This window comes from Massilia pinisoli, assembly GCF_024753285.1.
In the GTDB taxonomy this organism is placed as follows: domain Bacteria; phylum Pseudomonadota; class Gammaproteobacteria; order Burkholderiales; family Burkholderiaceae_D; genus Telluria; species Telluria pinisoli.
Map to the genome: position 1 here is coordinate 38,910 of NZ_JANUGW010000011.1, position 13,627 is coordinate 52,536.

Annotated in this window: 11 protein-coding genes; 5 read left to right on the top strand and 6 right to left on the bottom strand. The window is 68.6% G+C overall.

Annotated features, from left to right (window positions below; translation table 11 throughout):
* Positions 1-155: 155 nt before the first annotated feature.
* Positions 156-905, top strand: coding sequence for an AraC family transcriptional regulator (locus NX784_RS16015; RefSeq protein ID WP_258817684.1), 750 nt, complete (start codon positions 156-158; stop codon positions 903-905).
* Here NX784_RS16015 and NX784_RS16020 read toward each other — a convergent pair.
* The 3 genes from NX784_RS16020 to NX784_RS16030 all read right to left on the bottom strand — a co-directional run bounded on the left by NX784_RS16020 (position 902) and on the right by NX784_RS16030 (position 3,380).
* A complete protein-coding gene (locus NX784_RS16020; protein ID WP_307736008.1) occupies positions 902-1,840 on the bottom strand; it encodes a 4-hydroxyproline epimerase in 939 nt (312 codons plus the stop codon). The genes NX784_RS16015 and NX784_RS16020 overlap by 4 nt on opposite strands.
* Before the next feature lie 99 nt (positions 1,841-1,939).
* Positions 1,940-2,641 carry a DUF6683 family protein gene (locus NX784_RS16025; protein WP_258817685.1) on the bottom strand — a complete coding sequence of 234 codons (702 nt, stop codon included), beginning with the start codon at positions 2,639-2,641 and terminating at the stop codon, positions 1,940-1,942.
* Positions 2,642-2,750: 109 nt separating this feature from the next.
* A complete protein-coding gene (locus tag NX784_RS16030; RefSeq protein WP_258817686.1) occupies positions 2,751-3,380 on the bottom strand; it encodes a hypothetical protein in 630 nt (209 codons plus the stop codon).
* Between the two features lie 347 nt (positions 3,381-3,727).
* Between NX784_RS16030 and NX784_RS16035 the strand changes: the two genes are divergently transcribed.
* Positions 3,728-4,093, top strand: coding sequence for a hypothetical protein (locus NX784_RS16035; protein WP_258817687.1), 366 nt, complete (start codon positions 3,728-3,730; stop codon positions 4,091-4,093).
* Between the two features lie 89 nt (positions 4,094-4,182).
* Here the strand turns inward: NX784_RS16035 and NX784_RS16040 are convergent, their stop codons facing one another.
* The 3 genes from NX784_RS16040 to NX784_RS16050 form a co-directional block, all read right to left on the bottom strand.
* Positions 4,183-7,047 (bottom strand): TonB-dependent receptor, encoded by a 2,865-nt coding sequence (locus NX784_RS16040; RefSeq protein ID WP_258817688.1) that lies wholly within the window; start codon positions 7,045-7,047, stop codon positions 4,183-4,185.
* Positions 7,048-7,232: 185 nt separating this feature from the next.
* The gene (locus tag NX784_RS16045) at positions 7,233-7,694 is read right to left on the bottom strand and encodes a YaiI/YqxD family protein (RefSeq protein WP_258817689.1); all 462 of its coding nucleotides are present in this window, start codon (positions 7,692-7,694) and stop codon (positions 7,233-7,235) included.
* A gap of 11 nt (positions 7,695-7,705) precedes the next feature.
* On the bottom strand, positions 7,706-8,404 hold the full coding sequence (locus tag NX784_RS16050) for a FadR/GntR family transcriptional regulator (protein WP_258817690.1): 699 nt from the start codon (positions 8,402-8,404) through the stop codon (positions 7,706-7,708).
* Positions 8,405-8,610: 206 nt separating this feature from the next.
* Between NX784_RS16050 and NX784_RS16055 the strand changes: the two genes are divergently transcribed.
* From NX784_RS16055 to NX784_RS16065, 3 genes are all read left to right on the top strand, one after another.
* On the top strand, positions 8,611-9,927 hold the full coding sequence (locus NX784_RS16055; protein WP_258817804.1) for a DUF3422 family protein: 1,317 nt from the start codon (positions 8,611-8,613) through the stop codon (positions 9,925-9,927).
* A gap of 2 nt (positions 9,928-9,929) precedes the next feature.
* The gene (locus NX784_RS16060; protein WP_258817691.1) at positions 9,930-10,811 is read left to right on the top strand and encodes a CPBP family intramembrane glutamic endopeptidase; all 882 of its coding nucleotides are present in this window, start codon (positions 9,930-9,932) and stop codon (positions 10,809-10,811) included.
* 92 nt (positions 10,812-10,903) lie between these two features.
* Positions 10,904-13,591, top strand: a complete 2,688-nt coding sequence (locus NX784_RS16065) for a DUF6600 domain-containing protein (protein ID WP_258817692.1) — start codon at positions 10,904-10,906, stop codon at positions 13,589-13,591.
* Positions 13,592-13,627 lie beyond the last annotated feature (36 nt).

Genomic DNA, 13,627 nt, shown 5'->3' on the forward strand with positions numbered 1-13,627 from the left:
CTCCTTGGTTCGGGCGATTGAAAGCGTCCATGGTAGGCCGGAACGGGCGTCTGGTCTTGCGCTTGGTGTCATGTTTGGACGCCGAAATCGGCACAGCGCCGCGTCCCCGTTTGCCATGACGGCACGATGCGCCTATAGTGGCGCCAGGAGGAGACATGATCGACGCTGCGACTGTGCGGGCCATTGACACCATCGGCGTGGAAGCCGTGGAAGCGGTGTTCGATGCGCTGGACGACATCGCGTTTTTCGTCAAGGACCGCGAAGGCCGCTATCTCAGCATCAACCGGACGATGGTGCGACGGTGCGGAGTTCGGCACAAGCGCGATGTGCTGGGGAAGACGGCGCTGGAGCTGTTCCCGCGCGCGCTGGCCGAAACGTATCTGGCGCAGGACCGCAAGGTGATAGCCCAGGGCGCGCCCATCGACAAGCAGCTGGAACTGCACATCTATCCGGGCCGCAGCCGCGGCTGGTGCATCACGAAGAAGGTGCCGTTGTTCGGCAAGGATGGCGCAGTCATCGGCCTGATCGGCACGTCGCAGGACCTGGGCCTGCTCGACGAGCTGCACCCCGCCTACCGCCAGATCGCGCGCATCGCCCAGCACATCAGCGAGAACTACCAGCAAAACGTGTCGCTCAAGGCACTGGCGGAAGAGGCGGGGCTGTCGCTGTCGCGGGTGGAGCGACTGTTCCAGAAGGTGTTCCAGCATTCGCCGCGCCAGTTCCTCGTGCAATGCCGGCTGGCCGCCGCGCGCACGCTCATCGAGCAAAAGCCGCAGGCGCGGATCGCGGAGATCGCGTACGAATGCGGCTACACGGACCACAGCGCGTTCAGCCGCCAGTTCAAGTCCTACGTCGGCATGAGCCCGACCGATTACGGGCTGCACATGCGCAAGGCCGCCGCCTAGCCGCCCGTCGGGATGCCCCATGCGAACGGGTCGTCGTCGTCGAACAGCAGCGTCGACGTGGCGCTGACCCATGCGCGGCCGCGGATCGTCGGCACGATACGGTCGCCTTCGCGCCGGTAGCTGCCTTCGAACACGCTGCCGATGATGCTCTCCTGGCGCCAGACGGCGCCTTCCGCCAGTTTGCCGTCGGCGGCCAGGCACGCGAGCTTCGCGCTCGTGCCAGTGCCGCACGGCGAGCGGTCGTACGCCTTGCCTGGGCACAGGACGAAGTTCCGGCTGTCGGCAGTCAGCGATGGCGCGAACAGTTCGACGTGGTCGATGGGGGCGCCGTCGGTGCCCGTCACGCCTTGCGCGTGCAAGGCCGCCATGACGGCCTCCGCGAACGCCGTCAGCGCCGCGATGTTGGCCGGAGCGACGTCCAGGTCGTGGTCCTCGACGAGGAAGAACCAGTTGCCGCCCCACGCGACGTCGCCCGTCACCGTGCCGTGGCCCGCGACGTCGACCGTCACGGCCTTGCGGGCGCGGTAGGCGGGCACGTTGTCGACGCCGACCGTGCCGTCCGCATGCAGTTCGGCCGTCACGACGCCAACGGGTGTGTCGATGCGGTGCCGGCCCGGCCCGACGCGCCCCATGTGCGCGAGCGACACGACGAGGCCGATCGTGCCGTGGCCGCACATGCCGAGGTAGCCGACGTTGTTGAAGAAGATGACGCCGGCCACGCAGTCCGGCGCATGCGGTTCGCACAGCAGTGCGCCCACGAGCACGTCGGAGCCGCGCGGCTCGCACACGGTGCCCGTGCGGACGCGGTCGTGCGCGTCGCGCATGCGCGCGAGGCGTATGGACAGCGGGCCGTCGCCCAGGTCAGGGCCGCCGTCGACGATGAGGCGGGTCGGCTCGCCGCCCGTGTGGGAATCGATGATCGTGATTGTCTTCATGGTCCCGCAAGGCTACGTGGCGAGAGCGCGCCGGTCTTGTCGTTTTTGGACGCAGGTACTGGGGAAAGCGGCACACCTTTGGACGGACGATATCCTTCGTTATGGCTGTACGGGACCGGTCACGCTGAAACCCGTGTCGCTGATCGACAGGCGTGCCGGGTTCATACGCAGCACTTCTTCCAGATTCGCCCGCGCGGTATCGCGGATGTGTGCTGCGGCGTCGGGGGACTGAGGGGTCTGTTGCTGCGACTTGTGCGCCAGCGCCATGAAGGTGCCCATCATCGCAGTCTGCTCGTACAGGTTGCGCAGTTGTGCGGCGTCGCCGCGCCGCAGCGAGGCTTGCATCGAAGCCTGGTCGCGCAACTGTCGTGCAACGGTCCGGAACGCGTTGTCGGATACGTCGACGTCGTTCAGCACCATATAGTTCCCGACGAGGAAGGCGGCGAGACTCCCGGCCATGTCGCGCTCCGGCAGCCCGAGCTTCTTCTCGAGCTGTGCGTAGATGTCCATACAGCGCCGGAAAGCTTGCTCCATGTGCGGACGCTGTGCGACCGGGAAGCGTGCCGCGAGCTCGCGCGCATTTTTTTCCACGGCCGAACGCGCCGGCGCCTTGAGCGGCGCATCGGCTTGTACATGCGGCGTGGAGGTCGCCGGTTTGGCGTGCCCGTGCTCGTTGGGTATCGGCACGCGCAGGTCCGGCTGCGGCCAGACCTGGAAGCAGCACCCGTAACCGGCCACCTGCGCGTGGGCGAATGGTACAACGCCAATCGACAAGGCTAGACTCAACAGCAATGTTCGCATGTGTACTCCTGCTATGACGGTGTAGTGTGTACGAACAAACCGCTTGAACGAGACCGATCGGATGAGCCCACGCATCACAGCCATCCTTATCGGTATCGACATGCGGTCATCAATGATCGCCAGCCGCTGCATCCGCGAGTCCGGGACATCGCGGTGGACCGAACTGGCTGTCCAGGAATTTCAGGTATTGAGGACGCAAGCGCGACAGCGCCGTACAATCGAATGGCGGCTGCTGAATATTCCCGAACAAATACAAGGTACCGGTCACTGCGAAGAATTCTTTGGCATTTTCAAGGAAGTGCGACGATCGGAAGCGGGCGGGAAACAGGTTCGAATGCTTAACTTGTTGAAACTCTTCCTCGATTTCCGGCCGATCCAGGTGTATCACGCGGAAGTGATAGGCATGGAGAAATTCGTGCAGCAGTATCGGTTTGTTCGGAGCAAATTCGACGGGCTGGACATAAACGGACGCGAGGCCATCGCGAACTGCGAATATACCTGGATTGCCCCGCAGGTCGGGGTCCACGACAATCGGGGTCTGTTTCATTGCGTCGAGCACCGCCGCAGGCAAGGCGGCAGATTCAATGATGTCGAGCTGCTTGAACAGTGACTCTCGCGCTTCAGACGACAGGCCACCCTTGGACTCGTCGATCTTGAAGCCATCGTATTCCGCTGCGATGGCGTGTGATGCCGCCAGGAGCACCGAGGCGCTCATCACAAAGTAACGACACAGGTTCATTGGATCCGGAAGTTGGGTTGTCAATCGATCGGTGCGCGTTCTACGTCAGTTGTGCCAACCTGCGTGGTCGAACTGGCCAATCTCGGACGTTCAACTGAGCTTAACAGGTTACCGAACTGGAAAATGTCACGAACTATCACGACCGGCGCAGTTGGCCGGTCCAGGCCATTACAATTCGTCCATGAAGAACGTCGCTGGTCCGCCGTAACACCGGTAACCCGGCCCGCCATCACAGGACGTCAGCGTGAGTATGCGAGAGATTTCATCCGCATTTTCGCCGTATGATCGAATGCCGGCCGACAAGGCAACCGTTGGCCGGGCGATCACCCCACCTCTACTATTGCTTCATGAAGAAAATCTCAACGCTAAGCCGCCTTGGCCTCATCGTCGGCACCACCGTCATCCTCGAATTGCTGACCTGGGCGCTGGGCGCCTTTTCGGTCCAGGGTGTCGTCCGGCTGCTGGTGCTGGCGGTATTGCTGGCGCAGCTGTTGAACGGTTCGCGGCTGGCTCGTTACGCATTGAGCGTGCTGTATTTCCTTGGCAGCCTGCTGATGCTGACCTCCGCGCTGCGTGCAGATACGGGACCGGTCTTCGCCGTCGTCCTGGGCGCGCTCGCCATCTTCGACCTCGTGTCGGCCGGTTTTTTCCTCCGCTCGCGCGCATTGCAGGCGATGATCGCAGCGAATTCGCCGGAACCGGTCCGGTCCTGACCAATCCCGGTACCGGCGACGACTAGCGGCGTCGCCGCACGGGATGCGGCCGCGGGCACGCTGCCCGGGCCGCATCCACGGTCGGGGCATCAGAACTTGTACGTCAACCCCACGTTGAAGAACCGTCCGACTGCGCCCGCCTGGTGCAGCGCGGGGTTATAGAACGTCGACGCGGAGCTGCCATAGGTCTGGAAATCCAGCGGCGGTTCCTTGTCGAACAGGTTCAGGATCGACGCGTGCAGGCTCAGCTGCTTCGAGAAGCGGTACTCGCCGAACAGGTCGACCGACGTGAACGAGCGCACGCGGCAGAACTGCGCCGGCGGCGTGTTCGCGTACACGAACGAGATCGCGTCCGCGCACGTGGCGGCCGACGACGACGACGGGTCGACGACGGAGAAGCCGCCGACCCAGTTCACGGTCGTCGAGACGGTGAGCGGGCCCTGGTCCCAGCCGAGCTTCAGCTGGGCGCGGTCTTTCGGGTTGCCCGTGTCGCCCGACACGCCGGACGGGCCGTGTGTGCCTGCCAGTTCGACGGCCGTGCCGCCGGCCGTGCCCTGCTTGTACGTGATCAGGTGCGTTTCCGTCAGCTCGGCGCTGAATTTGCCGCCCGCGAAGGGCCACGTCATGCGCGCGTCCAGGTCGATGCCGCTCGTCTGCGTGTATTGCGCGTTCTCGTACGGATACGGTGCGAACAGCGCGTTGCCGACGGCCGGCGTCTGCGTCGAGAGCGAGCCGTCGGGATTCACGAACGGCTGCGCCGTCGGCGTGCCGCGCACGAGGAAGGGCGTCGGATCGTAGGTCGGATCGTTCAGCGCGCTGATGATCTGGTTGTTGATGCGGATGCGGTAGTAGTCGATCGACACGTTGAGGTTGCGCGTCGGCTCGATGATCGTGCCGAGCGTGTAGGAGCGCGACCGTTCCGGCTTCAGGCCCTTGCCCGGAGCCTGGACACCCGCGATCGACACGTTGCACTGCTGCGGGTAGTTGCCCGGGACCGTCGTCGGATCGTCGCCCGGATTCGCGCACAGTACGGGGTCGGGCTGCGTATTGGCGAAGAAGTAGTTGCCCGTGTTGCCGACTTCCGCGGGGTTCGGCGCGCGGAAACCTTCCGTGTACGTGCCGCGCAGCGTGAACTGGCTGATGGGCGACCATTTGAAGCCGGCTTTCGGTGTCGTGGCCTGGCCGATCGTCATGACCTTGTCGTGGCGGATGGAGGCGTCCAGTTCCAGGTTCTTCAGCACGGGTGCCACGATCTCGCCATACACGGCCGCGATGTTTTGCGTGCCGATCGCCCATGCGTTGTTGCCGGCCTGGTCGCCATTGGCCACCGACGGCGGCGCCTGGGCGTCGAGGTCACGGTGCGTATATTCGGCGCCCAGGTTCAGCGCGAGCGAGCCGCCCGCCAGCGGCATCAGCTCGCGTCCGGCCGAGAAGCGCACGAACTGCAGCTTGTCCGTCGCCTTCGCATGCTGCAGCGGCACGATGGCATCGCGCATGGCTTGCGTGTTGCCGCTGGCCGCCGGGCCGACGAGGTAAGGGTGCACGGGATCGTTGAACGCGGCCTGCAGGTTGAGGATGTTGAAGCCGTTCGTGATCTCCTGCTTCACCGTGTTCTGCGATGCGCCCACGGCCGCCGTCAGGTCCCATGCGCCCATGGTGCCGGCAACGTCGGCGCCCAGGCGGAACGTGTCGGACTTGACGCCCGTGCGGCTGCCTCCCAGCTCGGGGAAGTTGTATTGTAGGATCTGCGTCGTACCCGTCGTGTTGCCGGGGTAGGTGGCCGGCACCGTGATCACGATGGGCGCGCCCGGCGGCGTGGCCTGCGGCGGGATGCCGGGGCCGTATGCGAGTGCGGACAGGCCGCTCGTGCCGAGCGTATTCGCGTAGCGGGCCAGCTGCTCTGCCTCGGAGCGGAAATACGAGCCCTTCAGGTTCAACTGCCAGTCGCCGCCCAGCTTCTGCACGAACGAGCCGAGCAGGTTGATGTTCTTCGTCGTCGGCTGCAGCTCGAGGTCGCGGTCGCGGTAGGCGCACTGGCCGGCGTTGAATTGCGCCGTCGTGCAGCCCGGCAGCAACGTGGTGGCGCCCGTGTCCGGGTCGATCAGGTAGCCCGTGATGCTGGCGGGCTGGAAACCGTTGGCGGCCGTCGGGACGCCGCGCGTGAGGTTCTTGCCGCCCCACGCGGTCCAGTCCGTATTCGTGAACAGGCCGTGGCGGCTGGAGACGAGGATCTTGCCCTGGCGCCGGTATTCGAGCGCGAGGTAGGCGTTGTGACCGTCCGCGTCCAGGTCGCCCCAGCCGTAGATGCCGGACACGTGCGCCGTCCTGCCGTCGCCATGGCCGCTCGCGCCGGCGTCGGCCGTCGCCTCGGCGCCGTTGTAGCGCTTCTTGAGGATCACGTTGACGACGCCCGCGACGGCGTCGGAGCCGTAGATCGACGAGGCGCCGTCCTTCAGCACGTCGATGCGCTCGACGGCCTCCATCGGGATCTGGCTGATGTCGACGAAGCTGCGCTGGCCGTCGTCCGACAGCGCGTACGGGGCCATGCGCTGGCCATCGATCAGGACGAGGGTCGCGCCCACCGTCAGGCCGCGCAGCGAGATGCCCGAGGCGCCGACGGCAAACGCGCCGGGGAACGCCTGCGACAAGGTGCCCTGGCCGTTGGCGGTGATGTTGCGCAGCACTTCGGACACGGACGTGTAGCCGGACTCTTTCAGATCCTTGGCCGTGATGACCTGGACCGGGCTCGGGGTTTCCATGTCCGTGCGGCGGATGCGCGAGCCGGTGATCTCGACGCGGTTCATGGGGGCAGCGTTGGTGGTGGTATCGGTCGTCGTGGACGTGGCCGCATCCTGGGCGGTGGCCGCGATCGGCAGGGCGAGGGAAGCGAGGGCGAGCTGGACGGCGACGACGAGGGGACTACGGATCAGCGTGACGCGTGGCTTGGAAATCACTGGCACTCTCCTGGTAAAAGAATAGGTGATGTGTTTCACTTCACACAACTATGGCGATCTGACCATTCCCTGACACAAAGGTCAAATTACAACTAATTACAAACCAGATTTAATGTCTATACGAGTTCGACACACACAAAAGTGTTGTATTTTTGCTTCGGGGCGGCTTACAGGATGGGAAGTGCTTAAGACGGGTCGCGCCGGCCGCGCTTGGCCAGTTCGCGGTCGAGCGCATTGGCGAACCGCTGGCGGTCGGCCTGGCTGAAGGCGGCCGGGCCGCCCGTGTCGACGCCGCTGCCGCGCAACTCTTCCATGAACGCGCGCATCGTCAGCTGCTGGGCGATGGTGTCTTTCGTGAACCAGTCGCCGCGCGGGTTCAGCGGGAGTCCGCCCTTGTCGAGCACGAGGGCGGCGAGAGGGATGTCGGCCGTCACGACGATATCGCCCGGCTGCACGCGCGCGACGATTTCGGCATCGGCCGCGTCCGCGCCGGCCGGCACCTGCAGTGCGCGGATGAAGCGCGAGCCGGGCACGCGGATCAACTGGTTCGCCACGAGCGTGACGTCGATCTGCACGCGGTCGGCCACGCGGAACAGGATGTCCTTGACGACGGCGGGGCAGGCGTCGGCATCGACCCAGATGGTCATGGCGTCGCCCTTCAGCCGCGCGAGAACGTGCGCGTGACGCGATCGAGGTGCGCCCGCATCGCCGTGCGCGCGCCGGCCACGTCCTGCGACGCGATGGCCGTGAGGATGGCGCGGTGGTCGAGGAGGGTCTGCTGGCGCAGTTCCTCGGTCTGGAAGTGCTCCGTCAGCTTGTGCCACAGGCTGCCGCGCTGGTTCCACAGGTATTCGATGACGCCGACCAGCGCACTGTTGCCGGCCGCGCGCGCGATCGCGAGGTGGAAGTCGCGGTCGGCCGATTCGTTCTCGCCGAGGTTGTCCTGGTTCTGTTCCATCTGTTCGACGGCGACGAGGATCGCGTCGACGGCGGCCGGCGTCGCATTCTTCGCCGCGAGGGCAGCCACCTCGACTTCGACCATGCGGCGCGCGGCCAGCACTTCGAACGGCCCGGGGCCGGCGGCCGGCCGCGCCGACTTCTGCGCGGCCTGTTCGCTGACGTACACGCCGGACCCGCCGCGCACTTCGACGACGCCACCGAGTTCCAGCGCGATCAGCGCTTCGCGCAACGACGTGCGCGACACGCCCAGCTTCGCCGCGAGGTCGCGTTCGGCCGGCAGGCGTTCGCCCGGCTTGATGTCCTCTTCCCGGATCAGCGCTTCGATCCGGCTCGACACCACGCGATACAGTCGCGGTTCCGTCGCAATCGCATCGTGTGGCGCGGGCGTTTTTCTCATTGTGTGCAGTCCAGGAAAAGGTGAAGACGATTGCCAAGGTCGCATCTTAGTTTGGCCCGGATGATGTTGCAAGTGGTCGGACCAAATTGCATGTCGGGCCGAGGAATGTCGACCGCTGCCCGGTCTCGTGCATACGCATGTACAATGGAAATATTGCCCGGTCGCTCACATGCCCGGCACGACCCCGACAGCCGATGAACCGAACCATGACGACCGCCTACCCGAGCCTGAGCCACGCCCAGCGCATTCCGCTGGCCGCGGAAATCCATTCGCGTCCCTTCCTCCGGCTGGAAGCGCCCGAAGCCATCACCCACCTGGCCGTGTACCGCGCCAGCGAATCCGGGTCGCGCAGCACGCACGGCCCCAACCAGCATGCGCTGCTGGCCGCGCTGTGCGGCCATTTCGGCGTCGCGGCACCGAACGTGACGGCGAACCACTTCTATCACGACTTCGGCCGCTTCCGCCTCAAGTGGGAATGCCACACGGAGTTCGCGACGTACACCTTCACGGAAAAGATCGCACCCGGGCTGCCCCTGGCCGAGGCGTTCGCCCGCATGCCGCTGGCGCACCTGCCGCAGGCATGGATCATCAGCCTGCACGGCCGGTTGATGTCCGCCGCGCACGTGCTGCTGGAGCGCGGCGCCGCCGACCCGGCTGCGCTGCAGGACGGCTTCGCGGGCAGCAATCTGGTGGGCTCGCGCGTCATGCAGGGCGGCGAACTGTGGACGGATTTCGCGATCCAGTCCGACGGCTTTTCGCGCTTCGTGCTGCGCGACGTCGAGATGCGCGCGCAGCAGGCGGGCCGCCTCGCGCAGCGCGTGCTGGAGATCGACACGTACCGCATGATGGCGCTCCTCGGCCTGCCCGCCGCGCGCGCCGTGTCCGCCGCGCTGGACGACATCGAGGCCGAACTGGCCACGCTCGCGGAGCGCATGGTCTCGGGCGAGGCCGTCGCCGGCGACCAGGACCTGCTGCAGCAGATCACGCGCCTGGCCGCGCAGCTGGAGAAGCTTTCGCTCGACAACGGCTACCGCTTCTCGGCATCGAAGGCGTATTACCGGCTCGTGAAGGCGCGCATCGAGGAACTGCGCGAAGCGCGCATCGAAGGCGTGCCGACCGTCGAGGAATTCATGGACCGCCGCCTGACGCCCGCGATGAACACGTGCGAGGCGACGGCCGCGCGCCAGGACGCGCTCGCGCGCCGCATCGCCAACGTCAACGACCTGCTGCGCACGCGCGTGTCGATCGTCCAGGAAAACCAGAACCGCCAGATCCTGCAGTCGATGGACCGGCGCGCGGCCCAGCAGCTGCGCCTGCAGCAGGCCGTCGAGGGCTTGTCCGTCGCGGCGATCTCGTACTACGTCGTCGGGTTGCTCGGCTATGCGGGCAAAGGTTTGAAGAGCCTCGGCGTGCCCGTCAACCCGGACATGCTGACGGGCGCGCTGGTGCCCGTGGTGGCCGGCATCGTGTGGCTGGCACTGCGCCGCATGCACAAGCAGATGCACAAGCGCGGGCACGGTTGACGATGCTGCTCGCTCCCCACCTCGTGCCGGCGTTCGGCGCGCTGGCGCTGGCCGTGTTGCTGCTGTGGGTGCCGGCGCCCGCCGTGCGCGGGAACCGCGACTGGGCCTGGTGCGCCGGCCTCGCCGTGGCCTGCGCGGCCGGTCTCGCGTCCGGTGTGCTGGACTGGCGCGGCGTCGTCGCCACCGCCGGCTACGCCGCGCTCGCATTCGCAGCGCGCGCGAGCACCCGCGCGTGGCTGCGCATCCCGTTGCTGGTGCTGACGGGCCTCGCCGCCTTCCTGTTCGCGCTGCACCGCTTCCCCGGTTTCCACAATCCCGTGCTGGCCGACGCCGTGCGCGTGTCGGCCGGTGCCGCGCCGTTCACCTTGCACGCGAACTTCGACACGGCCGTCGCCGGCATCGTCCTGATGGGCGTGTTCTGCGCCCCGATCCGCGAGCGCGGCGCGTGGCTGCCGATGCTGCGCTGCACGGCGCCCGTGCTGTTTGCGACGCTTGTCGTCGTCTTCGGCGCCGGCACGGCGCTCGGCTACGTGCGGCCCGACGTCAAGTGGACGCCGCTGACGCCCTGGTTCCTCGCGCTGAACCTGCTGTTCACGTGCGTGACGGAGGAGGCGTTCTTCCGCGGTTTCATTCTCGGCGGCCTGGCGCGCGGCCTGGCGCGCCGGCGCTACGGCACGGGCGTCGCCGTCGTCGTGTCGACGGTGTTGTTCGGCCTCGCGCACGCGCGCGGCGGCCCGGCCCTCGTCGTGCTGGCCGGGCTGGCGGGCCTGGGCTACGCGGCCGCCTACCTGCGCAGCGGGCGTATCGAAGGCGCGATCCTCACGCACTTCGCGCTGAACGCCGTCCACTTCGTCGCCTTCACGTATCCGGCGCTGCTGCACTAGGATGCAACTTCTGTAACACCGTGTGACAGCGAACCGTGCGCTGCGCGCGCGGGGGCTATGATCGGCCATCATCCCAAGCTTCATCGACGATCATGACCGCACGTAAAATCACCCTGACGGCGGGGCTCGGCCTCGCGCTTGCCGCCGCGCACGCGCTCGCGCAGGACCCGCCCGCGCGCGTGGGCCGCATCGCCTACGTCACCGGCCCTGTCAGCTTTTCGCCCGCCGGCGCCGCCGACTGGGCCCAGGCGCCGCTGAACCGCCCGCTCGTCGCCGGCGACCGCCTGTGGACGGACGCCGGCGCGCGCGACGAAGCGCAGTTCGGCCCCGCCATCGCGCGCATGGACGCGGGCACGTTGCTGACCGTGCTCGCGGCGGACGACCGCACGACGCAGCTACAGGTATCGCAAGGCCGCGTCGACCTGCACGTGCGCCGCCTCGCGCCGGGCGAGACGGTGGAAGTGGACACCCCGAACCTCGCGTTCGTCGCGCGCCAGCCGGGCGACTACCGGCTCGCCGTCGCGCCGGACGGCGGCACGACGGCCGTCACGGTGCTGCGCGGTGCGGGGGACGCTTACGGCGACGGCACCTCGCTTGCGCTCGCGCCGGGGCAGGGCTACCGCTTCGGCGGCCAGGACCTGAACAACTACGTGCTGCTGCAGCCCGTGCCGCCGGACGACTTCGACCGCTGGTCGATGGGCCGCGACCAGCGCTACGAGCGTGCCGTCGCGCGCCGCTACGTGCCGCAGGGCGTCGTCGGCGCAGAAGACCTGGACGACTACGGCAGCTGGCGCCAGGTGCCCGACTACGGCACCGTGTGGGTGCCCGACCGCGCGCCGCAAGGCTGGGCACCGTACCACGCGGGCCACTGGGCGTGGATCGATCCGTGGGGCTGGACGTGGATCGACGACCAGCCGTACGGCTATGCCGTATCGCACTACGGCCGCTGGGTGCGCACGCCCGACACGTGGGCCTGGGTGCCCGCGCCCGTCGAGGCGCGGCCCGTGTACGCACCTGCACTGGTGGCGTTCGTCGGTGCCGTGCTGGCGGTCGGCGGCCGTTCGGACCCGGGCGTGGGCTGGTTCCCGCTCGCCCCGCACGAACCTTACCGGCCGTCTTACCGCGCCAGCCCGACGTACATCACGAACGTCAACGTGTCAAACACCGTCATCCGCCAGACGAACATCGTCAACAACGTCACCAACATCCGCTACGTGAACCGCACGGTACCGGGTGCGATCGTCGCGATGCCCGCGCGGCAGTTCGCCCAGGCCGTGCCGACGGCGCGCGCCGGCCTGCTGCTGCCGCCCGGCGTGGCGCGCGCCGCGCCCGTGGTGGCGGGCCCGCAGGCGCGGCCGCTGCCGCAGAGCCGTCTCGGGATGCCGGCGGCCGGGCGGCTGCCGCCCGCGCCCGTGCAGCAGCGCGTGGCCGTGACGCGTGCGTTGCCGCGGGCGGCGTTCGTGTCGGGCGCAGCGCTCGCTGGTGCCGCCGCGATGCATGCGGCCGCGCCGGCGCGCCACGGTGCGCCACTGGCTGTCCACGGACCCGTGCCGCCGCTGCGCGTACTGCGGCCGGCCATCGGCAAGCCCTTGGTGCAGCAGCCGGCGCGCGGGCCCGTGCCGGGTGTGGACGCCTCCGGACACCAGTTCGTGCAGGGCGGACGTCCCGGCATGCCGCCCGGTGCCGGGCCGACGGCGGCGCACGGGCCGCAGGGCCTGGTCGGCATGCCGGCGCCTGCCGGCCGCGGACCCGTTCCCGTGGCGGGGCCGCACGGACAGCAGTTTGCCGGCCCGATGCCGGCTGCGGGGCGCCCTGGGCCGGTCGTCGCAGCGGGGCCGCATGGACGGCCTGCAGCGCCCGTGCCGGTTGATGTGCGCCCCGGGTCGATCGTCGCGGCGGGCCCGCATGGACCACAGCCGGCGGCCGGTATGCCGGTGGCAGCGGGCCGTGGACCCGTCCCTGCTGCGGCGCCATACGGACCGCAGCCCGCATCAGGCGGGCGGCCGGCAGCCGGGCCGGAACCCGCCGGCGTACACGGCCCGCACGGCCCGCAGTCCGCGACCGGCACACAGTATGCCGCGGGTCCGCGCGGACCCGCGTACGGCGCGTCTTCGGTGGGCGCAACGATGGCCGGACAGCAGGACGTGCGGCCGGGCCATCCGGGCGGCGCGCCGGTCGCGGGGCGTCCCGGCGCGATGAGCGACGCGCCCGCGCACGGTGCGCGCGCAGCGGCTGCGGCCGCGGCGCGTGGGGGCCTGGCGCCCCTGGCACCGGCAAGCAGGCCCGACGCACTGCATGCATCGGCGGCGCAACCGCCGGGACGCGAGACGCAAGGTCCGGCGCATGGCGTGCCGCTGCGCGCCGCCGACCGGCACGAACCGCCGCCGCCTCGTGCGGCAGCGGCGCCGGGTCCGCGCGAAGCGCCCCGCGCACCTGCACCGCAGCGCGTCGCGGCGCATGCGCGTCCGACGTCCGAGCCCGTGCCGCATCCGCAGGCTGCGCCGCACGGGTCACCGCCCGCGCCGCACGAGGCGTCTCGTGCGCCTGCGCCCGAGCGCATCGCCATGCAGGCGCCGCATGCCGCGCCCCAGTCCGGGCCGCATCCACAGCCTGCGCCGCATGCACCCCCTCCCGCGCCGCGCGAGCCGCCGCGTCCTGCCGCGCAGCCGCCGCACGAGCCGCCGCACACGCATCCGGCGCCTGCCCAGCCGGCGCCCGCCCACGGCGGCGAGAAGGCCGCGGATCACGGCCACAAGCACGGCGAGCAGGGCGGCCACTGATCCGGCTGCGTGTGCGGGCGGCATGCGCACGCCGCC